Here is a 22,695-nt window from a genome sequence, read left to right as displayed (position 1 = left end):
CGGGTTCAGCCTCCGCGCAACGTGGCGAGTTCCTTCATGTTCGCCAGCCCCTGCTCCTGTGCCTCATCGAGAAACTCGGGCAGCGGGGCCCGCAGTTCGGGCAGCACCTCGTGGTCGAGAAGTGCCTGCAAGTCGGCCTGCTTGGCACTGCGGCCGGCTTGGTTGTCGAGTTCGTGAATGCCGGAATCGGTTGCATAGTCGTACAACTCGTGCTGGATGGGCCGTGAGGTGTCGATGTCCATGCTGCCGGGCTTCCAGTACGTGTACATGCCGAGCTTGGCGTCCTGGGTTCGCACGGCCACGATGTGGCTGGGTGCCGACGTCGGGATCTCGGTGGGTGGGCCGTCCGTGCCGAAGAACTTCTTTGCCAGTGGGGATTTCATCAAGGCGGCCATCTCCTCCACCGACATGTCGTCGGTGGCGTGCGCGACCCACGCCCGTCCCGGTGCCGCCGCATCGGCGGCGATCCGGGCGATGTCGGTGCGGCTCGCCAGGTAGGAGTACCGGGAGTCGGACCGCCAGTCCGTCCCGCCGTGCGCGATGGTCAGCAAGAGCGGCGCCAGGTCGGCGCTGGAAGTCAGCTGGGTGCGGGTGTCGCCGGGCCCGGGTGTCAGGTGACCCGATGGGTCGCGGATGTAGAGCGGCACCCGGATGCTCTCCTCGTAGACCGCGGCGCCCTTGCCGCGCAGGCCGTGCGACCCGGCGTACTCGCCGTGGTCGGAGGTGAACACGACGACGGTGTTGTCGTCGATGTCCGGGCGCGCCGCCAGGATGTCGAGTACCCGGCCGATCTGGGTGTCCACCTGCTGATGCAGCCACAGGTACATGTCGAGGCACCGCGCCCACTGCGCGGCTGACTCGGGCCCGGTGTAGTCCATCGCGCCGGTCATCAGCGGCGACATGAAGTTCATGTAGTCGATCTGCAACTGTGGCTTGCCGCGGCGGCGCAGGTCGTCCGCAGTCTCGAAGTTGACCGGCTTCGCGCTGAACCGGTGCGGAACATCTTCTGGCAGAGGATTTTTCGGCCACCAGCAGATGTCATGCGGGTTGACCAGGGACACCGTGGTGCACCAGGGGCCCTCGTTCGCGTGGGCGTCGAACCACCCGGCGAACTGGTCGACGATCGACGGGTCTTGCTGCAGGCCCTGGTTCGGTGCGCCGTTGGGGGACGGGTAGGTGCCGCCGGAGAAGCCGTGGACGTCCAGGCCGTCGGGCGTGTTGTCGGCCACGCTGCCCAGGTGCCACTTGCCCCACCACCAGGTGCGGTAGCCGGCGTCGCGCAGCATCGTCCCCCACGTCGGGAACCGGGCAGCCAGCGTCGACTCGGTGGGGCCTTCGCCGGTATACAGGCAGCCGGTCTGATGGGAGTACAGCCCGGTGGTCAGCACCCCGCGCGACGGCGTGCACATGTTCGACGCGCTGTAGTGCGCGCCGAACGAGGTGCTACGGGCGCGGAGCCGGTCGAGGCTCGGCAACAACGCGCCGAGCTGCTGGGTATCGGGGAACCATTGCGGGGCCCGCATCTGGTCGACGATGACGACGAGGATGTTGGGCTGGCCGGCGGGGCCCGGGCCGCGCCTGCCCAGCAGTTCGTAGCCGCCGAATCCGACCGCGGCCGCGCCGGCGGCCACTGCCGCACCACCTAGGACTGTCCGCCTGCTGAGCTCTGCCATGTCCTCACGTTAGGCCTCGCTACGATCGGTCGGGTGTTGACGGCTCAAGATCCAGTGACCTGGGAGCCGCGGCGCATCGCCGTCGCCGGGGTGACGGGGTCGGGCAAGACGACTCTTGCGACGCGACTGTCGCACCAGTTGGACCTGCCGTACGTCGAGATCGACAGTCTCTATCACGGACCCGGGTGGGAACCCCGACCCACGTTCATCAGCGATGTCGAGCAGTTCATCGCGGGCGATTCCTGGGTGATCGAATGGCAGTACCGCGCCGTGCGCAGCCAGATCGTGACGCGCGCGGACACCCTGCTGTGGCTGGACCTGCCGACCCCGGTGGCCCTGCGTCAGTTGACGCGTCGCACCCTTCGCCGACGTCTCGGCCGCCTCGAGTTGTGGAACGGCAACATCGAACCGCCGCTGCGCACGATCTTCACCGACCGTGACCACATCTTGCGCTGGGGTTTCCGCACCCGAAACAAGCTCCGCGACACCGTCCCTGCGCTGGCATCGCAGGCGCCCCATCTGCACATCGTCCGCTTCACACGCCACCGCGACGTCGAAGCCTGGCTGCGCCGCGTTGCTCCCACCTGAACCAAGTCACCCCGCAGCGCCGCTACCGTAGGAGCGTGACAGCTCAACGACGCGTGGACGCCGACTTCCTGGAGCTGCCCCGGTTCGAGTTGGCTGACGCGGCACTGTCCGCGGCCGCCGCCGCCGGCGCCAGCTATGCCGATCTGCGGATTCACCGCATCACCACCGAGATCATTCAATTGCGCGACGGCGAGTTGGAGATGTCTGTGGTCAACCGCGAGGTGGGCCTGGCGGTGCGGGTGATCGTCGACGGCGCGTGGGGATTCGCCTCCCATGCCGAACTGGCGCCCGAGGTGGCAGCCGAGACGGCCCGCCGCGCTGTGCAGGTGGCCACGACGCTCGCTCCGTTGAACGCCGAACGCATCGAGTTGGCCGGCGAACCGGTCTACACCGATGTGACCTGGGTGTCCGATTACGGTGTCGACCCGTTCGTCGTCCCCGTTGCCGACAAGATCGCGCTGCTCGGCGAATACTCCGGCCGGTTGCTGGCGGCCGACGGTGTGGACCATGTGTCGGCGGGAGTGCATGCGGTCAAGGAGCAGACCTTCTACGCCGATACGTTCGGATCCTCGATCACCCAGCAGCGGGTGCGGGTGATGCCGACGATGGAGGCGGTCGCCGTCGACTCCGCTGCCGGGTCGTTCGAGACCATGCGCACGCTGGTCCCACCGACGGCGCGGGGCTGGGAAGCATTGGCCGGCGACGACGTGTGGGACTGGACTTCTGAGCTGGCCGAGCTGCCGACACTGCTCGCCGAGAAGACCAAGGCGCCCTCCGTTGTCGCGGGCCCCACCGACCTGGTCATCGACCCGTCCAATCTGTGGCTGACGATTCACGAATCGATCGGTCACGCCACCGAATACGATCGGGCGATCGGTTACGAGGCGGCCTACGCCGGGACGTCGTTCGCCACTCCGGACAAGCTCGGCACCATGCGCTACGGCTCGCCCGTGATGAACGTGACGGCGGACCGCACCGTGGAATTCGGCTTGGCCACCGTCGGTTTCGATGACGAGGGGGTGCGGGCGCAGAGCTGGGACCTGGTGCGCGACGGCGTCTTCGTCGGCTATCAGCTGGACCGGGTGTTCGCTCCCCGCCTCGGGCAGGCCCGTTCCAATGGCTGCTCATATGCCGACTCGCCACACCATGTCCCAATCCAGCGGATGGCCAATGTGTCGCTGCAGCCGGGGCCGGAAGATCTCAGCACGCAGGATCTGATCTCACGCGTGTCGGACGGCATCTACGTCGTGGGCGACAAGTCCTGGTCAATCGACATGCAGCGGTACAACTTCCAGTTCACCGGCCAGCGGTTCTACCGGATTCGCGACGGCCGACTCGACGGGCAGCTGCGCGACGTGGCGTACCAGGCCACCACGACCGATTTCTGGGGTGCGATGGAGGCTGTCGGTGGACCGTCGACCTGGCGCCTGGGTGGTGCGTTCAACTGCGGCAAGGCCCAGCCCGGGCAGGTGGCCCCGGTCAGCCACGGCTGCCCGAGCGCCCTGTTCCGCGGCATCAACGTACTGAACACCCGGACGGAGGGCGGCCGATGATCGGCGCACAGCAGGTCGTCGACATCGCCTTGGCCGCAGCAGATCCGGGCACAGAGACGATTGTGTTGGTCACCGAGCGGGCCGATACATCGCTGCGGTGGGCCGGTAACTCGATGACCACCAACGGTGAGACGGTCGGCCGGACCATCACGGTGATCTCGATCGTGCGCCGCGGCGACGCGGCGCATGTCGGATCGGTGCGCTCCACCGAAGTGGATCCGGTGGTGATCCCGGACCTGGTGGCCACCGCCCAGCGCGCCGCGGCGGCCTCACCCGAGGCCCGGGATGCCGCACCGCCGTTACCGGGCGCAGGAATGCCGGCCGACTGGGATGCGCCGGTGGTGGGCACCGGTGCGCAGGTGTTCACCGGCATCGCCGAAGACCTGGCCAAGGGGTTCGCCGGTTCCGACCAGCTCTACGGATATGCGCGCCATGTCATGGAGACGACGTTCCTGGCGACGTCGACCGGGCTGCGCCGTCGCTACACCCAGCCGACCGGATCGGTGGAGATCAACGCCAAGCGGGACGGGGCGAGTGTCTGGGCGGGGGTGAGCACCCCGGATTTCGTTGACGTGCAGGTAGATTCGATGCTGGACGAGCTGTCGCTGAAGCTGGGGTGGGCGAAGCGGACCGTCGAGTTGCCGGCCGGCCGCTACGAGACGCTCATGCCGCCCTCGACCGTGGCCGACATGATGATCTACCTGACCTGGGCGATGGACGGCCGCGGGGCGCAGGAAGGGCGCAGCGCGCTGTCGGCGCCGGGCGGGACCCGGGTGGGGGAGAAGCTCACCGATCTGGGCCTGACGCTGTATTCGGACCCGTTCGCGCAGTCATTGGCCTGCCAACCGTTCGTTGCCGTGCCGAGTTCCTCGGAGCGCGTGTCGATCTTCGACAACGGGATGGACATCGGCCGGGTGGACTGGATCCGCGACGGGGTGGTCAACGCGCTGGCTTATCCGCGGGCGGTGGCCGCCGAATACGGCACACCGGTCGCGGTGCCCGCCGACAATCTGCTGATGACCGGTGGCACAACAGAATTGGCAGATATGATCGCCGGCACGGAACGCGGCCTGCTGTTGACCACGCTGTGGTACATCCGCGAGGTCGACCCGACCGTGCTGCTGCTCACCGGGCTCACCCGGGACGGCGTCTACCTGGTCGAGGACGGCGAGGTGAGCGCCGCGGTGAACAACTTCCGGTTCAACGAGAGCCCGCTGGACCTCTTGCGGCGCGCAACGGAGGCCGGCATCAGCGAGGTCACCCTGCCACGCGAGTGGGGTGACTGGGCCACCCGCGCGTCGATGCCGACCCTGCGGATCCCGGATTTCCACATGTCCTCGGTGAGTCAAGCGCAATGAGCTAGGGAGGCCGATGTGCTGTCGGGACGGCAATTCACGGCCTACGGTCCGTCGCACTGGACCGCCATCGCCGTGTTTGTCGTCGGGGCTGTGCTGGTGGTCTGGCTCGGCCGCCGTCAGACCGAACACCATTCCCGGGTGTTCGGCCGCATCCTCGGTGCACTGACGGCCGCGATCTACGTCGCGATGCTCGTCTACACGCTCATCCCGCCGTCCATCGAACGGTCTGTGCCATTGCGCTTGACCGATCTGGCGACTGTCGTCGGCGCCTACGCGCTGTGGTCGCAGCGGCACTGGGCATTCGTGCTCACGTATTACTGGGGTCTGGTACTGAGCACGCAGGCGCTGATCTCACCGGTCCTCAAGAGCCCGGATTTCCCGCACTACGAGTTCCTGGCGTTCTGGTCGATCCATCTGCTCGTGGTCTGGACGGCGATCTATCTGACCTGGGGTCGCGGCATGCGCCCGCATTGGCGTGACTACCGGTTCGTGGTCGTGGTGACGGTGGTGTGGGCCGGAGTCACCATGACGTTCAACAGAATCGCGGATACCAACTATGGGTTCCTCAACGCCAGACCCGCCACCGCGTCGCTTCTCGATCTGATGGGTCCGTGGCCCGTCTACGTCCTGGTGGCCAGTGCGTTGGTGGCTGTGGTGTGGGCGCTCATGACCTGGCCGTGGGAACGGCGCGAGGCTAGGTAGCGGCCACCTCGTCGACCTCGGCGGTGTCGCGCCCGGCCAGTCGGTCGTCCCACACCTGCAGTACTTCGGTGGACGTGCGGGGAGTCGCCAGGCTGACAACGATGTAGGTGATCAGGCTGGACACCAGGCCGTAGTAGATGGGCTCGTTGGCCAGCACGTCCCCGACGACCGCCATGGTGCCCAGCGTGACGAGCGTTCCGACCGCCATCGCCGCCAACGCACCGGCACCGGTGGCCCGCTTCCACAGGAACCCGCCGAGGATCGGCACCAGCAAGCCGCCGACGAGGATGTCGTAGGCGATGGTCAGCGCACCGACCACGTCGTTGAGCAGTGCGGCGATGATGATGACGACGATGCCGAGCACCGCGACGTACCGGCGGTCGGAATGCACGTCCACCTCCGGGTTTTCGGCCTCGGCCGGGCTGCGGCCCATCAGGCGCAGCAACAGCGGCTTTATGTCGGTGCGGGCCACCGTGGCGGTCGCGATCAGCGCGCCCGATGCGGTCGACATCATCGCGGCGACGGCCGCGGCGAGCACGATGCCGCTGATCCCCACGGGCAGGATCGCTTCCGCGATCTGGGCGTACACGTCGTCCTTGGCCTTGACGTCGGGCATGAAGGTCGATGCGGCCAGGCCGATCAACGCCCCGGCGATTCCGTAGAGCACGCAGTAGAGCGCAGCCGTCGTTCCGCCCCATCGGGCGACCTGGGGGGAGCGTGCGGTGAACACCCGCTGCCAGATGTCCTGTCCGATCAGCATTCCGAAGCTGTAGACCACGAAGAACGTGATGATGGTGTCGGTGCCGATCGCGGTCAGGTCGAACACCGCATCACCGGCGCGTTCCCGGATGCCGTCGAAGCCGCCGGCCCGGTGCCAGGTGAACGGCAGCAGCAGGAAGAACACGCCGATCGTCTTGAGGACGAACTGAACCATGTCGGTCAGGGTGATGGACCACATGCCGCCGATCGACGAGTACAGCATGACGACCACGCCGCCGATGATCACCGAAAGCGTTCGGCCCGTGCCGAACAGCACGTTGAACACCGTCGCGTAGGCGATGGTCGAGGTGACCGACAGCATCAGCGTGTAGGCGGCCATGACCAGCCCGGAGGCCGACGTCGCGTCGACTCCGTAGCGCAGGCTCAGCATCTGCGCGACGGTGTAGACGCGAAGGCGCTGAATGGGTCCGGCGAAGAACAGGCTCAGGGCCAGCAGGCCGATGGCGATCGCCACCACCAGCCACATGCCGGAAACTCCCCACTTATAGCCCAGGCCCACGCCGCCGACGGTCGAGGCGCCGCCGAGTACGACGGCCGCCATGGTGCCCGTGTACAACGTGGGCCCGAGGCGTCGGCCCGCGACCAGGAAGTCCGCGGAGTCCTTGGTCCGGGACTTGCCCCAGAACCCGAAGGCGAGCATCGCGAGGAGATAGATCACGACGATCGCGATATCGACTGGTTTACCCACGATGTCAATCCTTCGGTCAGAGGTGAGTGGGAGCGAACATCTTCAGCACTGCGGGCAGGACAACCACCGCCGGACCGTCGGTGTCGAATGTGGCGGCCACGATCTCGCCGACGTTGTCGGGCGTGGCGGTGTGCGCTGGTATCCCGAAACTGGCTGCGAGTCGGGCGAAGTCGGGCCGGGCCAGTTCAGTGGCGGTCGCGGTACCGAACTCGGCGGTCATGTACTCGCGCAGGATGCCGTAGCCGCCGTCGTCGACGATCAGCCAGGTGACGTTGGCGTCGTGCTGACGGGCGGTGGCCAGTTCGGCGATCGAGTACATGCCCCCGCCGTCACCGGACACCGCGAAGGTACGCCGGCCGGTGGCGATCGCCGCGGCGAGCGCGGCCGGAAACGCGAAACCCAAACCGCCTGCGCCCTGGGCGGAATGGAACCCACCGTCTTGCGGGTCCCACACCGACCAGGCCCAGTAGCCGGCGATCGTCATGTCCCAGAAGGTGTGGGTGCCCGAGGGCACCGCGGCCCGAAGGTCGGCCATCAGCTGCAGTTCGGTGGCCACGTCCTGCCCGGCAAGCCTGTCCTGCACAGCCTTTCGCAACTCCGCGGCCTGGGCGGCGCCCGCCGAGTTGTCGCGCGACTCAACCTGATCGGCCAGCGCACGCATGGCCTGCGCGGCGTCTGCGTGGATGGCCAGGGCGGGGTGGTTGGCCTCCAGTACGCGCGCCTCGGCGTCGATGTGGATGAGACGGCCGTGCGGGGCGAATGTGAAGTAGTTGCTGGTGACCTCACCCATCGCGGTGCCGACGGCTACCAGTACGTCAGCGTCCTCCAGCATCTCGGTGGTGTAGCGGTCCTCGATCCACGAGGCAGCCGACAGCGGGTGGTCGAAGGCGATGGCGCCCTTGCCGCCGACCGTGGAAACCACGGGGGCACCGAGCTTTTCGGCCAGCTCCACCAACGCTTCGGATCCTCCGGCGGACCGGCGGACACCGCCGCCGGCCAAGATGACCGGTCGCTGCGCGGAATTCAGCAGTGCCGCGGCTTCCAGGATCAACTCGGACCGCGGGGTACGTTGCGTCGGTGCCACATCGAGCGCGGCCACCGGCGGCACCGCCGTCGGCTCCAGCAGGACGTCCTGCGGGATCTCCACCCAGGTCGGCCCGGCGGGAGCCGAGCGGGCCAACGCGTAGGCGTCGGCGATCAGACTGGGAATCTCGGCGGCGTGGCGCACCGTCGCGACGCTTTTGGTGACGTTGACCGCGCTGGCCTTCTGATCATCGAGTTGGTGCAGCATGCCGCGGCGCAGGCCCATGCCCGATCGCGGTACCTGGCTGGCGATCACGAGCACCGGCACCCCGGTGGCGTAAGCCTCCTGCAGCGCGCCCAGCGCGGTCAACGCACCGGGGCCGGTGGACAGGAACAGCACGCCGACCTCGCCGGTGACCCTGCTGTACCCGTCGGCGCCGAACGCGGAGTTGTTCTCCACCCGGGAGCTGACGAACGTCAGGTCACTGCGCCGGATGGCGTCGAACAGGCCCAGCGCGTTCTGGCCGGGGATGCCGAACACATGCGAGACACCCAGCGCGGTAAGGGTTTCGACGACGAGGTCGCCGCCGTTACGCATCGGGCCCCAAGGCCAGCAGGGACACCAGGTCATAGGCGACGTGTGACGCGGCGATGCCGGTGATCTCGGCATGGTCGTAGGCCGGGGCGACCTCCACGACGTCGGCGCCCACCAGGTTCAGCCCGCGGAAACCGCGCAGGATCTCCAGCAGCTCGCGGCTCGTCATGCCGCCGGCCTCGGGTGTGCCGGTGCCGGGGGCGTGGGCCGGGTCGAGCACGTCGATGTCGATCGACACGTAGACGGGTCGGTTCCCGAGCCGCTGCCGGAGTTTGTCGACAACTTCGCGCACGCCCTGGTAGTACACGTCGGACGAGGTGACGATGCCGAACCCGAAGCGGCGGTCGTCCTCAAGATCCTTCTTGCCGTACAACGGCCCGCGGGTGCCGACGTGTGACAGTGCCTCGGTGTCGAGGATGCCTTCTTCGACGGCGCGGCGGAACGGTGTGCCGTGGGTGTACTCGGCGCCGAAGTAGGTGTCCCAGGTGTCCAGGTGGGCATCGAAATGCACCAGCGCGACGGGGCCGTGCTTGGCGGCGGCCGCGCGCAGCAAGGGCAGCGCGATGGTGTGGTCACCGCCGATGGTCACCAGCTTGGTGCCGTCGGAGGTGAGGTCACGGGCCGCACCCTCGATGGTCTCGATGGCCTCGTGAATGTTGAAGGGGTTCACCGCGATATCACCGGCATCGGCGACCTGGATGAGCTCGAACGGAGACACGTCCATCGCGGGGTTGTAGGGGCGCAGCAGGCGTGAGGACTCGCGCACGTGGGTGGGGCCGAACCGGGCGCCCGGCCGGTAGGAGACGCCGGAATCGAAAGGAATTCCGACGACGACAACGTCTGCCTTCTGGGAGGCCTTGGTCACCTGGTCGAGACGAGGCAGGCGGGCGAAGGTGGCCGGGCCGGCGAAGCGCGGGATCTTCGATGCGTCGACGGGGCCGATCGGGGCGGTCATGCTGTCACTTCCTCTGCGGTTGGGGCGCGTTCAGGTGTGTCGTCACTCGTGGCGATGACACATTGCCCGAAGTGAATGTGATGTGCGTTACGGTAAACCCGCAGATCAGAGCATGCAATCGATTCGATCGTGACTCACGCGTGGATAATTTTGATATGCCTGCAGCACGCGTCATTTAGATCAGAAGGAGCGTCTTCTGAACGCCTCAGCGATCGTTTTGCCGGTAGATTTGTGAGGAAAATTTTTCGACCGATTTTCAGGCGGTGGCCCCGATGGACGAGGTGGACGAGGAGATCATCAGCCTGCTCGAAGGTGATGGGCGGCTGACTCACCGCGATATCGCCCAGCGCGTGGGCTTGTCGCGATCGGCGGCGGCGGCCCGGACCCAGCGCCTCATCGACGGCGGGCAGGTTGTGATCCGTGGTGTCGTGCATCCCGCCGTGCTCGGCCGTGGAGCCCTGGCCCATGTGAGCGTGATGGTCGACGGACCGGTTGCGCCGATCGCGGCGAGTCTGGCCCAGCGCGTCGACGTCGCGTTCCTGTCGCTGACGAGCGGTGCGTACGGGTTGATCGCCGAGGTGCGGGTCGGGTCGATCCGAGACATCGACGGTGTGATCGCCGAGTTGCGCGCGATGGCGGGTGTCGTGGGTGTCGACACGCTCACCTACGTCGAGGTATTGCGCGACGTCGTCGGACCGGTCGGTGACGTCAGCGTCGAGGTCGACGATCTGGACCTGGCCCTGCTGCGCGCGCTGCAGGACGACGGGCGGGCTTCCTATGTGGATCTCGCCGCGACGGTGGGCCTTTCACCCGCGGGAGCGCGACGGCGGGTGGTGCGGTTGGTCGAGTCGCAGGTGGTGCGCATCGGTGCCGTGGTTCGCCATTCCGGGCAGGACCGTCAAAGTGCGCTCGGGCTCGGTATCCGGCTGACCGGAGCCGGGGACGAGGTGGTGTCGGCACTTCGGGGCATGCGGTCGGTCATCTTCGTGGCCCGCACGCTCGGCCGGTTCGATCTGCTGGCCACCGTGCGGGCGTTTTCGGCTGCGCAGTTGGTCGAGATCCTCGACGCCATCCGGGCGCTGCCCGGGGTCGGCGTCGTCGACAGCTGGGTCCACCTGGACGTGGTCAAGGAGAGTTACGCCTCGGGTTTGGAGGTGTTGGAATCGGTGCCCAGGTAATCGCACGACGGCGCCCCTGTTGATGGATACTGCCGGTGTGTCTGCCGATGTGCTCAGTGAGTTGACGGGCCTGGTCGCGGTATCGCCACCGCGGCTGGCCGATATCAATGCCGCGGTGCGTGAAGTGTGTGCCTCGACGCTGGGGTTGCCGCCCCTGCCTGCCGAGACGCGCGGCGGCGCCGTCGACCCGATGGTGACCGAGTTCGCCGAGCAGTTCAGCATCGACGTCACGGGCATCAACACCGCGCAGCGGGCCGCCTTCGCTGATCTTCTCGGGCGAGACGTGTTCACGGTGACGACGCTGATCTATGTGGCCGATTTCGTGCCGCGGATGCGTGCCGGGCTGTCCTCCCTGGGCGTGGACTGGCCCGCAGGCCCTGTCGACTGGGACCACGACACCAACCCGGCGGACTATGTGCTGGACACCTTCGTCCCGGCCGTCGGCCGGCTGCGCGAACTGGACCCGGTGACCTCCGAGATCGTGCGGCTGCGCGGGGCCCGCCAGCACAACTGCCGGCTGTGCAAGTCGCTGCGGGAGGCCGCGGCACTGGAGGCCGGTGCCACCGAGTCGGACTATGACGGCATAGACGACTTCGAGAACTCCGACCTGTCCGATCGCCACAAGGCCGCACTGCGCTATGTCGACGCGCTCATCTGGACCCCGGCCCAGGTGTCCGGTGAGGAACTACGTCAACACTTTTCGCAGGAAGAGGCGGTCGAGCTGACCCTCGATGTCATGCGCAACGCGTGCAACAAGGTGGCCGTGGCGCTGGGCGCCGACGCCGCCCGCATCGACGAGGGCACCGAGGAGTACCGGCTGGGCGCCGACGGGCAGCCGATCTACAGCTAGCCCAGGTTCAGGCCGGTGTAAACCTGGTCGAGCACAGTGGGCAGCAGCGCGTTTGCCGTGGTCTTGCCTTCCGGCGACAGCGTCAGATTCGTCCAGATGACCAGTGCCACATCGTTATCCGGGTCGAACCCGATGAACGAGTTGAATCCGGGAAGTTCGCCGCCGTGGTAGTACATCGCCGCATGCGGGCCGAACCGCTGATAGCTGATGCCGTAGCCGTACTGTTGGCCGTCGGGGTGGTCCGGATCTTCGGGACGCAGGCTCTCGCGCCATCGCTGGGTGAACTGTCCGTCGAACACGGCGCCGGTGACGAGTGCCCGGATCCAGATCGCCAGGTCGTCGGTGGTGGAGATGGCACCGCCGGCCGCGGTGGCATACGACGGATTCTGATGGGTGTAATCGATCGGCGGCAGCGTCCCGGCCCGCGCTGCCGCCACCAGATCGGCTGGATAGGGCTCATCGACCAACGCGTACAAAGTCTTTCCGTACATGTACCCGTGCGCGTACGGCTCGGGCAGGGAGGGGTCGCCGGCCGCCGGCAGCGTGGTGTCATGCATCCCGAGTGGGCCGAACAAGCGGCGGTCGAACTGCTCGGCCAGCGGGGAGCCGCCGGCTTTCTCCGCCGCCAGGCCCAGCAGCGCGTAGTTGGTGTTGCAATATTCATAGGCGGTGCCCGGCGGCGCATTCGGCGGATGGTCGAACGCGATCGCCAGCACCTGTGCCGGGGTCCAGGCCCTGGCCGGATCGGCGTCGAGTTGGGCCGACAGTTCCGGTGCGAACGTGTAGCAGTACAGCCCGCTGCGCATCGTCAGCAGATCGGCCAGCGTGATGGCGTTGCCGTCGGGGACGCGGGGCACATACTCCGCGATCGGATCGTCCAGCGTGACCTTGCCGTCCTGGGCCAGCAGCAGGATCAACGCGGCCGTCATGGTCTTGGTGTTGGAGGCGATCCGGAAGTGGGTATCGGGTTGTGGAGGCGAGGTCGTGCCCAGTTCGGTGGTACCAACCTTGGCGACGAACGTGCCCTTTGGGGTTTGCAGCAGAACCAGTGCCCCCGGTACGCGCATCGTGGCGGCGGCGTTCTCCACGACCGTCTGGAAATTGGCCGAGTCGATGGACTTGAGGGCCGCCGGCGCCGAGGCTGAACAGCTCACGATGGCCAGTGCTGTTGCGACGATGAGGCGCGACGCCTTCATCGCTTCATGGTCCCGCGCCAGGGTTCGGCGCTACACCGTTTTCGATGCCAACAGTCGTAGAACGCCGTCGACTTCGGCCTCGGTGGTCGCCCACGAACAGACGAACCGCACGGCGGACCGCAGCGGGTCGGGCCGGTGGACGGCGTAGCCGGACGAGACCGCGGCGTAGGCGGTTGGGTCGAGGTCGACGAAGATCTCGTTGGCTTCCGTGGGGCAGGTCAGCGTCAGGCCGAGTGCCTGCAAGCCTGCACTGAGCCGGGTGGCCATCCGGTTGGCGTGGGCGGCCGTCTGCAGCCACAGCCCGTCGTTCAATATCGCCTCGAACTGCGCCGCGATGAAACGCTGCTTGCTGGCGAGCTGGCCAATCTGCTTCTGCACGAACTGAATTCCATCGAACAACTCGGGACGGCGCACCAGGATCGCGTCGCCCATCAGCATGCCGTTCTTGGTACCGCCGACGGTGACGATGTCGGCGTCAGCGATGGCAGCCGGGGCAGAGATGTCCAGCGCGGCAATCGCATTGCCGATGCGGGAGCCGTCGATGTGGACGAGCAGATCGAGATCGTGGGCGTGGTCGATGAAGTCCTTGATGGCTTGCGGGGCCCAGACGCGGCCGTTCTCGGTGGACTGGGTGATGGTGACGATGCGTGGCTGCGAGTGGTGAACCGGCCCGCGGCGTGCCACCTGGCTATCGAGCAGGGCCGGGTCGATCAGGCCGTTGTCACTGGGCAGCTTCGTCACCGGGGCGCCGGAGAGCCGGACCGGTCCGCCGGCCTCGTCAACCAGTGAGTGCGCGATATCGCTGCACAGGATCTCCTGCCACGGCCGCACCGCGGTGGCGAGCGCGATGATGTTGGCCGCCGTGCCGGTGAGTGCGAACAGCACCTCGGCGCCGGGGGAGTCGAACGCCGTCTTGATGGCCTCGGCCGCGCGCTGGGTGACGGGATCGTTCCCGTAGGACGCGACGGCGCCGTCGTTGGCCGCGACGATCGCGTCGATCACCTTCGGGTGTGCGGGCGCGGCATTGTCCGAGGCGAACGCGTGAGAAGGCACGTCCGCCATGATCCCACCGACGAGCGCTACTTCGAGGCGACCTTCTTCTTGACGAACAGCACCGGCAACACCACCGTCGCCACGGCCGTGACGAGCCAGACCACCACGGTGGCGGCGATCCAGGAGCCGATGCCGCGGATGCTGAGGCCGTGGGTGAGAACCGAGGCCAGGATCAGCGCGACCAGGGTCGAGACCAGCCCGATTCCGCCCAGGAACGCCGACGCGTAGCGGCTGGCCATCTTGAGGAAGAACGGCGACAGGATCGCCTGTGCGACGGCGAAGATCACCACCGCGGTGACGAAGCCCCATGCCGACACCGAGACCCCGGGAACCAGCCACGCGGCGACGAGTAAGCCGATGGCCGATGAACCCAGGAAGATCGCGATGCGCAGCAGAAAGCGGATCATGGGGGTGAGCGTAGCCGCGACAAGCCTGCCTGCGGCCCCTGATTGGCGTCTGTGCCTGCGGCGTGTGCGACCATATTGCCGCGCAGATGCGCCGGGGGCGGTAGCTCAGTTGGTCAGAGCTGGGGACTCATAATCCCTAGGTCGCGGGTTCGAGCCCCGCCCGCCCCACCATCTGGCTTCCCAGCTACGGGTATTTCAGCCCAACTGCGCACGGCCAGCCGGCCATGATCATTTGGGATCTATCAGAACGTTGACCTCGCGCGCTGCTGACGGCCTGTCCGCAAAGATCTGGAGGTGGATCGTTTCACCGAGCTCAAAAGGGCACTTGGCGATAGTATCCTCGGAATTTCCTACCGCTAGATATCCACTGTCAAGAGTCAATTCGCCCGAATAGATGCGCTCACCCAGAGACTGTTCGGAAGTTCCCTTGTACACCCTCACGCGAATGTCGGTGCCGCTGTCAATGGCTTCATCCGAGGTTATGGTCTTCACCAGTACAGAATGGTCCGTGGAAGTGCACGCCGACTCGCCAGACTCCGCACCGTCGGAAGTGTCGAAATCCTCGATGTAGACCCGGTGGTAGTCGGGAAATACTTCCGTCTCTAGAATCAACAAGTTCTGCGGATCTGGCATTAAGTCTACCCTTTTGGCTTGTTGTGGTTCTGTTTACTCTTTTTGTTCTTTTGCTTTTTCTTATCTTGGTGCTTCTGCTTGCGTTTCTGCTTCACCTTCTTGCGGTCCGGCTTCTTGTTGGATTTGGCCTTTGTTTGTTTCATGCTCTGAGCTTGGCGAGTGCCGCCCTGTGAACCCTGCTGGCGAACGGAGGGTTGAATGACGCCTTGACGGCTCGCGTCCTGCGGATTGTAACGTTGCTTGTTCGCGCACTCTGGGCAGCGCGTTTTCCCGTCAGTACCCCGATAGGTCGTCGTGAACTGATCCCCAGGACGCACCTTCTGATCACGATTGAGGGAGCGAACCAAGTCGCCCTCGATATCCGATTCGCTGCGTAGCTGTGAAGTGACGTGTGCGCCCTTACCGCCCTCTTCCGATGACGCATAGGGGTATTCGTGTTTGACCTTCCCCTCTCCTGCGGGTGGTAGGTGCCCGGTTGCTTGTCGACGGCGTTGAGCCGTGTCTTTAGGGTCACCTTTTGTGAGGATCTCTGGGCGACCGTTCTCGATAGCGTCAAGGTTGTGGTTGTAGTGACCGGGAACAACGTTTTCGTTGTAGACAGCCGACGGCACCTCGGTGGTGTGTCCGCAATCGAGTTTTGTGCAGGCTGGCAGGCTCTTGGGGCCGTAGTCGGCCGGCATCGGGCAGTTGTGGACAAGGACCGGTGCGGTCGAGGTGGCGATGTAGAAGGTGTGGGTGTTCTCGATGGTCAGGTCCCACATGTGGGCGTCACCGTCCACGGGTGTAGCTGACTTGACCTGTGCGGCATCACCGTTGGGGGTGTAGAGGCCGTCACCGGATCGAAGATCCGCCGCGTCGGTCCAGCCGGGTCCGTTGGCCTGACTCGGTGTGGCGGCGGCTGCCAGGCTGCGAACCGGGTTCTGCGCGCGACTGGGGCTGTAGAACGGGTGGCGTTCGGTGGTGTTGATGACCGACGAGCCACCGGCGGCGTTGGCGATGGTGAGGTCGAGGAGATCGGTGTCGTGATTGACGAGCACCGCCTGAACCGTTTGGGGTCCCGACCGGCCGGTGGCAGGGTCAGTGGACCACACCAGATCACCGATATCGACTTCGGCTATAGGGCGACTGGTGCCATCTGCCAACAGCACCAACGTTTCGGGGCTGAACGACTGTCCCGCACAGGGTATTTCCGCTGTTCTCGCCCCAGCCGGCGGCGCGTTGGGTGCCTTCGGCGACAACCCCGGCGGGGTGGGCGGTTTCGCCGCGGCGGCGGCCGCCACCTCGTCGGCGAGTTGTGCTGGTGGGGTGGGTGCGGCTTTGGCGACGTCGACGATGTCATCGGTGTGTTTGGCGAGTTGTTCGGCCGCTTGCTCGACGCCTTCTTTGATGACCTTTTTGGTTGCGCCCTGCGGGGTGACCATGGAAGCGGCGCCGAGCACGTTAGAGGCTATGCCCAGTGCTTGGTTGTCGGGCATTGCGGCCGCGGCGATATCAACACCGGCGCTGGCCAGGTTGACTGTGGCCGAGGCGATCATGGCCGCGCTGGCGGGTCCGCCCACGCCGGTCAGCGCCAGGGCGACGCCGCCGACGAGCATGGCCGATTCGAGCGGGTTTTCTTTGACGAAAGTGCCGACAGCTTTCGCTCCGGAGACGGTGGCCGACATCGCGGTGGAGGCTGCCGCGGTCACCGTGTTCGCGACCGAGTTGACCGCGTTGGTGACCGAATCGAATAGTCCTTCGGGCGGCGCGGCGCCGCCGGGTCGGGAAAGGTGCAGCGGCGGGTCGACATACACCGGCCACGTCGTGCCCGGTTGAGGGTCGAAGATCTCGGCCAACACATACAACTGCGGGGCGAGCTGCTTGACCACATACGAGCTCGGTACCAAAGCGCCGGTGGAGTCCCGGGTTTCAGCTGGGGAGAACATGCCGATGGTCTCAGCGGTCGGGGTGGCCCGGTTGATCGTGAGGTAGCCGTTGGTGTGGGCCAGCATCACGGTGTCGGCGGGGGTTCGCACGAAGGTGGTCACCATCCGCGGCCCGGCCGGGCCGTTGATCCGCGCGACGGTGCGCGTGCCAGTGCCGGTATTTTCGGCCAACATGTCAAATCCGGCACCATCATTCGGGTAGACAACTTGGCCACCGGCGCTGTGCTGAGCGGGACCGAGGCCACCGGGCAGTACGACCTGCACCGGGCCCGCCGCCGTGGGTGAGGTCAGACCCGCCCCCGGATCGGCGGGCAACCCCGCACGGCGCTGCTGCGGAGACAGCAACGGATCGGTACCCACCGCCGAGTCTCCGAACGCGGCAACTGCCCCATCGGCGAACCCTTCGACCGCCGATGCCGCTGTCACCGCCACGCCATCCTCGGGCTGCTGCGGAGGGGGTGCGATCAGGTGCAGCCCGCTGACCGTAATCGCCACCGCGCACAAGATGGCGAGCCATCGTGCAGTCCAGCTCAGCCAGAGGCTTTGCTGGGCCCCATGAAGGAAATTTGCCTGATTGGACAGATCGCTCCGACTGTCTCTCATGTGATCCCCCGATCAGCAAACGATAAGTGAAGCCAGTAACGCGCGCCCATCCTGTTTCGGGACTCTAAGCTGTCGGTGATTGACTCGTCAACTACCAGGTACTTACTGCGAAATTATCGTGATGAGAGTCAATATTTCCGTCAAGGGGGCAGCGGCCTCCGGGTCACGGCGGTAGGCGTCTAGCAACATCGTTTCCGGAGCTGAAGGACTGGCTGTGTTTTATCGATATGGTTTGCTATGTCTGGAACTTCCGTGGCTGACGCAATCGTTCATCGTGTGCGATGTGGGCGGGAATGCAGAGCTGCGTGCTGGCAGGCGATCTCATGGCGGACGCGGCCCGCACCGTAAGACCACCCCGTGGTTGATGGTGTTTCGATAACGGTTTCGGAAAGTCTTTGACCTTTACGGCAAATGTTCTGCGCTGAGTACGCCTTCGCTGTTTCCCTGGACATATCCATTACGGGTCGACACCACCCTGGCTCGATGTGGCGGCGCAGAAATGGGGGAACGACGAATGCGCACTGCGACCACCGTGATCACCATTGCTGCTGCTTGCGCCCTTGCCGCGGGCTGTGGTCAGTCAACGCACCAGGCGGCCGAGAATACCCCGACCACTCCGATGATCACGTCGTTTCCCCCGACGCCGCTGAGGCAGAAAACCCTGCCCCGATTGCTGCTTTCGCCCGAACAGATCAACGCGGCCATGGCCGCGGGGGGAATGACTGTCACGGGCACCGACTCCCGAATGTCCGATGACAGCGGGACGATGGCGCCCCGTGAGTGCCTCGCGGTCGACGGTGCCGCGCAGGCGCCCGTGTATGCCGACAGCGGATTCACCGACGAGCAAGAGGTGTCGCTGAGCGAGCCGGACGTCCTCGCCCACTACGCCAAGCAGGCTGTGGTTCGATTCGCGGACGCCGAACAGGCCAAGGCCTTCTACAACTCCTCGGTGCAACAGTGGCCGGCGTGCAAGCACTACACCCACACGCAGACCGGCACTCTGTGGGACGTGGGACCCATCTCGACCGACGGCGGCGTGCTGAGCACTGTGGCGACCCAGTCCAACGCCCAGGCGGGCGGGTGGGCATGCGGTCGGGCTTTGACCGCGAACAACAACATCGTGGTCGACGTCAATACCTGCAGCGCCAACCCGGCCGATTCGGCTGCCAAGATCGTCAAGCAGATCTCCGCACGGATCGATGCACCACCGATAATTTCGTAGATCGGAACCTAGAGGGATGCTCAGCGAAAGGTGTGGTGCAGCAGCTGGCCTCGCTATCAGCCCAGGACGGCGACCACACCAAGCGCTACCACACACGAAATGACGACGGCAGTAACGACCGAGTATGCGATTACGCTCCCTCGGCGCAATCTCAGTTCGCCCATGAGGTTTTCGTCGCGTCCAATGGCGATCATGACGCACAGCAGCGGGATGAGCAGCACTGCGTTGAGAACCTGAGTGGCGACCAAGATGGTCACCAGTGGAATCCCAGGGATCACCACGACAAGCGCTCCCAGCGCAGTCACCAGGGCAAAGGTGAGGTAGAACGTTCTGGCCTGCCGGTACCCGTCGTCCAAGGCAGCTTCGAAGCCGCTGTATTCGCACACTGAATATGCCGTTGACAGCGGCAAGACCGAGGCGGCCAACAGGGCTGCGCCGATGAGGCCCCCGGCGAATAGCGTGGCGGCAGCGTCGCCTGCCAACGGTTGCAAGGCGATTGACGCATCGGCAGCATCGCTGATGGTCCGTCCGTTGCGATGCAGGGTGGCAGCGCACGCGACGACGACGAAGAACCCGATGACTCCGGTGAGCAGGGCACCGATGATGACATCGACGCGTTCGAGTTTGAGGTCTTCTGCGCGCAACTTCTTGTCCACGGCGTATGACTGGATGAACGACAGACCCCATGGTGCGAGCGTCGTCCCGACAGTCGCGGTGACTATCGCTATCGCATGGCTGTCGAAGGGCATCGTGGGTACCAGCAGACCGTGGGCCGCATCGGTCCAGTCCGGCTTGGCGAGAATGCCGGAAAAGACATAGGCCAGGAGCACGGTCGACAGAACCAACAACACACGTTCGACGCGATGAAAACTGCCCCGCAGCACGAGGACTGACACCGCCAACGCCGCCACGGGAACGCTGACATAGCGGACGATGCCAAAGAGTTCAAAACCTGCCGCCACACCAGCGAACTCCGCGCTGATGGTGCCGACATTCGCGGTTACCAGCGCCAATAGTGTGACAGCGCCTAGACGCACGCCATAGCGTTGACGCACCAGACCGATCAACCCTTGTCCGGTAACGACTCCCATGCGTGCCGCCAGCCCGTGGAACATCACCAGCGCGACCGTGGACAGCAGCAAGACCCACAGCAGCTGATACCCGTAGCTGGCTCCCAGCACCGAGTAGGTAGTGATGCCTGCGGGGTCGTCGTCGGACAGGCCGGCAAGCAGTCCCGGTCCGACGACCAGCAGCAGCGCCGAAAGCGTGAGCCGACGCTTCACCTCGGCGAGTCCGTTGCCTCGTGGCGGCGGCGGGGCCATACGTGGGACCGCAATAGCGGCCGATTGTGCCGCGTGTATCGGTGAGCCAGCCGCCCGCGCCAATGCGCTCGATGCCGCTCTGGCATGGCCTCGATGACGTCAGCCGCTGCCGATTCGGTCATGGCTCGAAGCATCCGCTCGCCGGTGACAGGGTGGCTGACGCGGATCACGTCAGCTGCTACCACAGGCCCTTTGGCAGTGAGGATCTCGGTGGCAGATTCCGTGTCGAGACGGGCGACAAGGTTGGCCAGGCCGCGCGCATCCAATAGATGCATCGCTGCGCGGGGCGTGGCCAACTGCACGGCATGTCCCCGGTCGGAGGTGAAGTGGACATCAGCCCAAGCCACAGTGTCGGGCGCCAATCGAGAGACGAGCTGCCCGAGGCCGAGCCTTCTCAGCACTGCGCCGAATCCCACTTCGACACCGACAGGTTGGACGCGGCCGTCACGTCGGCGCGCGAGTACCACGTCGGCGACTCGTGCAAGCCGCTGGCCGGTGATATCGATGACCTGGGTGTCGAGAACATCGCGTACAAGCTGAATTTCGTCAGCTTCCAACGCGGAATCATCGGAGGCGTGAGCCATCGCGGAGACGCTCGAGGCGAGCCGGATTGTGCGTTGTTGAATTGACGTGCCGCTCGTCCAGGGCAGCAACAGGCCACGACCGCGCCCAGCGTGAACGAGGATGCGGTCGACGACCAAATCGTCTGCATCGAGTCGAACGGTCAAATCGCCAAGTCTGCCCAGAACGCGCCCGCCGTCGTCGATGACGTCGCGCCCGACGGTTTGGGTGAGTAACAGCACGCCATCAGCATGCCGGGTAGACCGCTGGGCTGTGTGATGAACGCCGACGCGGTGAGTACTAGACGTTCCCGGGTTGCATGGGGCGATGCCGTCCCCGCTAATGATCGGGGAGGGGTCACCAGACCTCACAAGGAGCATTGCATGCCCGACGCGAGCCCTGTGCGGCCGAACCACCCGGTCGCCTACCGCACCATTGAGGTCGACGGGGTGTCGATCTTCTACCGTGAGGCCGGCCCGAGCGATGCACCGGTACTGCTTCTCCTGCACGGCTTTCCGTCGTCATCGCGAATGTTCGATCCGCTGTTCGCGCGTCTGTCCGACCGCTTGCGACTCATCGCGCCGGACTTTCCCGGGTTCGGCCACAGTGGCTGGCCCGATCCCGAAACGTTCGACTACACCTTCGACCACATAGCCACGGTCATCGACCGGTTCACCGAGCACCTCGGTCTGGCGCAGTATCACCTGTACTTCCAGGACTACGGTGCGCCGGTGGGTATGCGGATCGTCACCAAACATCCGGAACGATTGCAGAGCCTCATCGTGCAGAACGCCGCCCTGCATCCCGACGCGCTCGGGCCCCTGTGGGATGCACGGCGGGCGTTCTGGGCTGACCGAGCGGCCCACGAGCCTGCATTGCGGGCGAACTTCTTGTCGCTGGAGGCAACTCGGCAACGCCATGTCGGCTCCGACCCGAACCCGCAGCGCTACGACCCTGACCTGTGGACTGACGAGTTTCGATTCCTCATCGATCCGAAACAGGGCGACATCCAGGTCGAGTTGTTCTACGACTATCGGACCAATGTCGCGTCCTACCCCGCGTGGGGTGCCTGGCTCCGCGAGCATCGCCCGCCCGCAATGGTGTTGTGGGGCAGGTACGATCCGTCGTTTCTGATCGCCGAGACCGAGGCCGTCAAACGAGATCTACCCGACGCCGAGGTGCATATCGTCGACGGCGGCCACTTCGCCCTGGACACCGCCCCTGACGAGATGGCCGCCTACCTCCGCCGGTTTCTGGCGGAATGAGCGCTAGAACCAGACTTTTCGCCCGCCGACCGGACGCCCGACGGCGCCGAGGATCCACAGGATGATGCCGATCACCAGGAGAATTCCGCCGATGGTGTACAGGATCGAGATGCCGGCGAAGTAGCCGATCAACAAGAGAATGATGCCGAGCACGATCATGGTCAATCCGTTCGACGTAGGAACCCCATGGGTCTGTCGCTCGAAGTAATTGCCATATTCGTCGATATTCAAACGTGTGGCCCCACGATCCCAGGGCCACGCGCCGAATTCCGAGGTCAACCCCGGTCTTTGGGCGATAGCATCCCCGACCATGGCGAATCTGCACCGGCGGACGGTGTTGCTCGGGGCAGGGCATTGGCCGGGCCGGCCGGGGCAACGGCCGTCGGTGTGGCGCAGGCTCACGCCGAGCCCGCCCCGAGTGATGTCGACCTCGCGCTGCTGCGGCGCACTTTCGCACTGGCGCAGGACTCCCGGCGGAGCTGCAGCGCTCCCTACGGTGCGCTAGCGGGAGATCACGGTGATCGGCCCGCTGTTAGAAGATGAAGCGGCGCAGCCCCATGAGGGC

At 65.7% G+C, this 22,695-nt stretch carries 20 protein-coding genes and 1 tRNA gene; 9 read left to right on the top strand and 12 right to left on the bottom strand.

Going from position 1 to position 22,695, the window contains the following annotated elements; translation table 11 throughout:
• Window positions 1–5: 5 nt before the first annotated feature.
• On the bottom strand, window positions 6–1,673 hold the full coding sequence (locus EH231_RS09665) for a sulfatase-like hydrolase/transferase (RefSeq protein ID WP_124712310.1): 1,668 nt from the start codon (window positions 1,671–1,673) through the stop codon (window positions 6–8).
• A gap of 33 nt (window positions 1,674–1,706) precedes the next feature.
• Here EH231_RS09665 and EH231_RS09660 point away from each other — a divergent pair, with 33 nt between their 5' ends.
• Genes EH231_RS09660 through EH231_RS09645 form a run of 4 tightly spaced genes read left to right on the top strand, consistent with a single transcriptional unit; the run spans window position 1,707 to window position 5,874 of the window.
• Window positions 1,707–2,261 (top strand): P-loop NTPase family protein, encoded by a 555-nt coding sequence (locus EH231_RS09660; RefSeq protein WP_090431504.1) that lies wholly within the window; start codon window positions 1,707–1,709, stop codon window positions 2,259–2,261.
• A gap of 35 nt (window positions 2,262–2,296) precedes the next feature.
• Window positions 2,297–3,814 carry a TldD/PmbA family protein gene (locus EH231_RS09655; protein ID WP_124712309.1) on the top strand — a complete coding sequence of 506 codons (1,518 nt, stop codon included), beginning with the start codon at window positions 2,297–2,299 and terminating at the stop codon, window positions 3,812–3,814.
• A complete protein-coding gene (locus EH231_RS09650; RefSeq protein WP_124712308.1) occupies window positions 3,811–5,172 on the top strand; it encodes a metallopeptidase TldD-related protein in 1,362 nt (453 codons plus the stop codon). The genes EH231_RS09655 and EH231_RS09650 overlap by 4 nt, the downstream gene beginning before the upstream one ends.
• 15 nt (window positions 5,173–5,187) lie before the next feature.
• Window positions 5,188–5,874 carry a YwaF family protein gene (locus EH231_RS09645; RefSeq protein WP_124712307.1) on the top strand — a complete coding sequence of 229 codons (687 nt, stop codon included), beginning with the start codon at window positions 5,188–5,190 and terminating at the stop codon, window positions 5,872–5,874.
• On the opposite strand, the gene EH231_RS09640 is transcribed toward EH231_RS09645, so the two are convergent.
• Genes EH231_RS09640 through speB form a run of 3 tightly spaced genes read right to left on the bottom strand, consistent with a single transcriptional unit; the run spans window position 5,867 to window position 9,915 of the window.
• Entirely contained in the window at window positions 5,867–7,342 is a 1,476-nt protein-coding gene (locus EH231_RS09640; protein WP_090431496.1) for a sodium:solute symporter family protein, read from the bottom strand. The genes EH231_RS09645 and EH231_RS09640 overlap by 8 nt on opposite strands.
• A gap of 16 nt (window positions 7,343–7,358) precedes the next feature.
• Window positions 7,359–8,963 carry a thiamine pyrophosphate-binding protein gene (locus EH231_RS09635; protein WP_090431494.1) on the bottom strand — a complete coding sequence of 535 codons (1,605 nt, stop codon included), beginning with the start codon at window positions 8,961–8,963 and terminating at the stop codon, window positions 7,359–7,361.
• On the bottom strand, window positions 8,956–9,915 hold the full coding sequence (gene speB, locus EH231_RS09630) for an agmatinase (RefSeq protein ID WP_090431492.1): 960 nt from the start codon (window positions 9,913–9,915) through the stop codon (window positions 8,956–8,958). The genes EH231_RS09635 and speB overlap by 8 nt, the downstream gene beginning before the upstream one ends.
• A gap of 272 nt (window positions 9,916–10,187) precedes the next feature.
• Here speB and EH231_RS09625 point away from each other — a divergent pair, with 272 nt between their 5' ends.
• On the top strand, window positions 10,188–11,093 hold the full coding sequence (locus EH231_RS09625) for an Lrp/AsnC family transcriptional regulator (protein ID WP_090431490.1): 906 nt from the start codon (window positions 10,188–10,190) through the stop codon (window positions 11,091–11,093).
• A 22-nt stretch (window positions 11,094–11,115) separates the two neighbouring features.
• The gene (locus tag EH231_RS09620; RefSeq protein WP_090431488.1) at window positions 11,116–11,943 is read left to right on the top strand and encodes a carboxymuconolactone decarboxylase family protein; all 828 of its coding nucleotides are present in this window, start codon (window positions 11,116–11,118) and stop codon (window positions 11,941–11,943) included.
• Here the strand turns inward: EH231_RS09620 and EH231_RS09615 are convergent.
• The 3 genes from EH231_RS09615 to EH231_RS09605 are packed head-to-tail and all read right to left on the bottom strand — an operon-like array spanning window position 11,940 to window position 14,599.
• Entirely contained in the window at window positions 11,940–13,139 is a 1,200-nt protein-coding gene (locus tag EH231_RS09615) for a serine hydrolase domain-containing protein (RefSeq protein WP_124712306.1), read from the bottom strand. The genes EH231_RS09620 and EH231_RS09615 overlap by 4 nt on opposite strands.
• A 30-nt stretch (window positions 13,140–13,169) precedes the next feature.
• Complete coding sequence (locus EH231_RS09610; protein WP_124712305.1) at window positions 13,170–14,201, bottom strand: threonine aldolase family protein; 1,032 nt, start codon at window positions 14,199–14,201, stop codon at window positions 13,170–13,172.
• Window positions 14,202–14,218: 17 nt separating this feature from the next.
• Window positions 14,219–14,599, bottom strand: coding sequence for a phage holin family protein (locus EH231_RS09605; protein ID WP_164480828.1), 381 nt, complete (start codon window positions 14,597–14,599; stop codon window positions 14,219–14,221).
• Window positions 14,600–14,693: 94 nt separating this feature from the next.
• Here EH231_RS09605 and EH231_RS09600 point away from each other — a divergent pair.
• Window positions 14,694–14,770 (top strand) — tRNA-Ile (locus tag EH231_RS09600).
• Window positions 14,771–14,827: 57 nt separating this feature from the next.
• Here EH231_RS09600 and EH231_RS09595 read toward each other — a convergent pair.
• On the bottom strand, window positions 14,828–15,232 hold the full coding sequence (locus EH231_RS09595; protein WP_090431482.1) for a hypothetical protein: 405 nt from the start codon (window positions 15,230–15,232) through the stop codon (window positions 14,828–14,830).
• A gap of 5 nt (window positions 15,233–15,237) precedes the next feature.
• Entirely contained in the window at window positions 15,238–17,652 is a 2,415-nt protein-coding gene (locus tag EH231_RS33785) for a polymorphic toxin-type HINT domain-containing protein (RefSeq protein ID WP_241177919.1), read from the bottom strand.
• 622 nt (window positions 17,653–18,274) lie between these two features.
• Here EH231_RS33785 and EH231_RS09580 point away from each other — a divergent pair.
• Window positions 18,275–18,982 carry a sensor domain-containing protein gene (locus EH231_RS09580; RefSeq protein ID WP_164480826.1) on the top strand — a complete coding sequence of 236 codons (708 nt, stop codon included), beginning with the start codon at window positions 18,275–18,277 and terminating at the stop codon, window positions 18,980–18,982.
• Window positions 18,983–19,038: 56 nt separating this feature from the next.
• Here EH231_RS09580 and EH231_RS09575 read toward each other — a convergent pair whose 3' ends face one another.
• Window positions 19,039–20,265, bottom strand: coding sequence for an NRAMP family divalent metal transporter (locus EH231_RS09575; protein WP_234927204.1), 1,227 nt, complete (start codon window positions 20,263–20,265; stop codon window positions 19,039–19,041).
• The gene (locus EH231_RS09570; RefSeq protein WP_124712303.1) at window positions 20,262–21,107 is read right to left on the bottom strand and encodes a magnesium transporter; all 846 of its coding nucleotides are present in this window, start codon (window positions 21,105–21,107) and stop codon (window positions 20,262–20,264) included. The genes EH231_RS09575 and EH231_RS09570 overlap by 4 nt, the downstream gene beginning before the upstream one ends.
• Window positions 21,108–21,248: 141 nt before the next feature.
• Between EH231_RS09570 and EH231_RS09565 the strand changes: the two genes are divergently transcribed.
• Window positions 21,249–22,130, top strand: a complete 882-nt coding sequence (locus tag EH231_RS09565; protein ID WP_124712302.1) for an alpha/beta fold hydrolase — start codon at window positions 21,249–21,251, stop codon at window positions 22,128–22,130.
• Between the two features lie 3 nt (window positions 22,131–22,133).
• On the opposite strand, the gene EH231_RS34705 is transcribed toward EH231_RS09565, so the two are convergent.
• A complete protein-coding gene (locus tag EH231_RS34705; protein WP_164480704.1) occupies window positions 22,134–22,409 on the bottom strand; it encodes a DUF6131 family protein in 276 nt (91 codons plus the stop codon).
• Window positions 22,410–22,695 lie beyond the last annotated feature (286 nt).

The organism is Mycolicibacterium nivoides, from assembly GCF_003855255.1.
GTDB classification, from domain to species: Bacteria; Actinomycetota; Actinomycetes; order Mycobacteriales; family Mycobacteriaceae; genus Mycobacterium; species Mycobacterium nivoides.
This window is presented reverse-complemented; position numbering and strand designations above follow the sequence as displayed.

Coding starts and splice junctions, on each gene's coding strand:
- EH231_RS09665 (WP_124712310.1), bottom strand. CDS start 1,673: ATGGCAGAGCTCAGCAGGCGGACAGTCCTAGGTGGTGCGGCAGTGGCC.
- EH231_RS09615 (WP_124712306.1), bottom strand. CDS start 13,139: ATGAAGGCGTCGCGCCTCATCGTCGCAACAGCACTGGCCATCGTGAGC.
- EH231_RS09610 (WP_124712305.1), bottom strand. CDS start 14,201: ATGGCGGACGTGCCTTCTCACGCGTTCGCCTCGGACAATGCCGCGCCC.
- EH231_RS09605 (WP_164480828.1), bottom strand. CDS start 14,599: ATGATCCGCTTTCTGCTGCGCATCGCGATCTTCCTGGGTTCATCGGCC.
- EH231_RS09620 (WP_090431488.1), top strand. CDS start 11,116: ATGGATACTGCCGGTGTGTCTGCCGATGTGCTCAGTGAGTTGACGGGC.
- EH231_RS09580 (WP_164480826.1), top strand. CDS start 18,275: ATGCGCACTGCGACCACCGTGATCACCATTGCTGCTGCTTGCGCCCTT.
- EH231_RS09625 (WP_090431490.1), top strand. CDS start 10,188: ATGGACGAGGTGGACGAGGAGATCATCAGCCTGCTCGAAGGTGATGGG.
- speB (WP_090431492.1), bottom strand. CDS start 9,915: ATGACCGCCCCGATCGGCCCCGTCGACGCATCGAAGATCCCGCGCTTC.
- EH231_RS09635 (WP_090431494.1), bottom strand. CDS start 8,963: ATGCGTAACGGCGGCGACCTCGTCGTCGAAACCCTTACCGCGCTGGGT.
- EH231_RS09650 (WP_124712308.1), top strand. CDS start 3,811: ATGATCGGCGCACAGCAGGTCGTCGACATCGCCTTGGCCGCAGCAGAT.
- EH231_RS09595 (WP_090431482.1), bottom strand. CDS start 15,232: ATGCCAGATCCGCAGAACTTGTTGATTCTAGAGACGGAAGTATTTCCC.
- EH231_RS09565 (WP_124712302.1), top strand. CDS start 21,249: ATGCCCGACGCGAGCCCTGTGCGGCCGAACCACCCGGTCGCCTACCGC.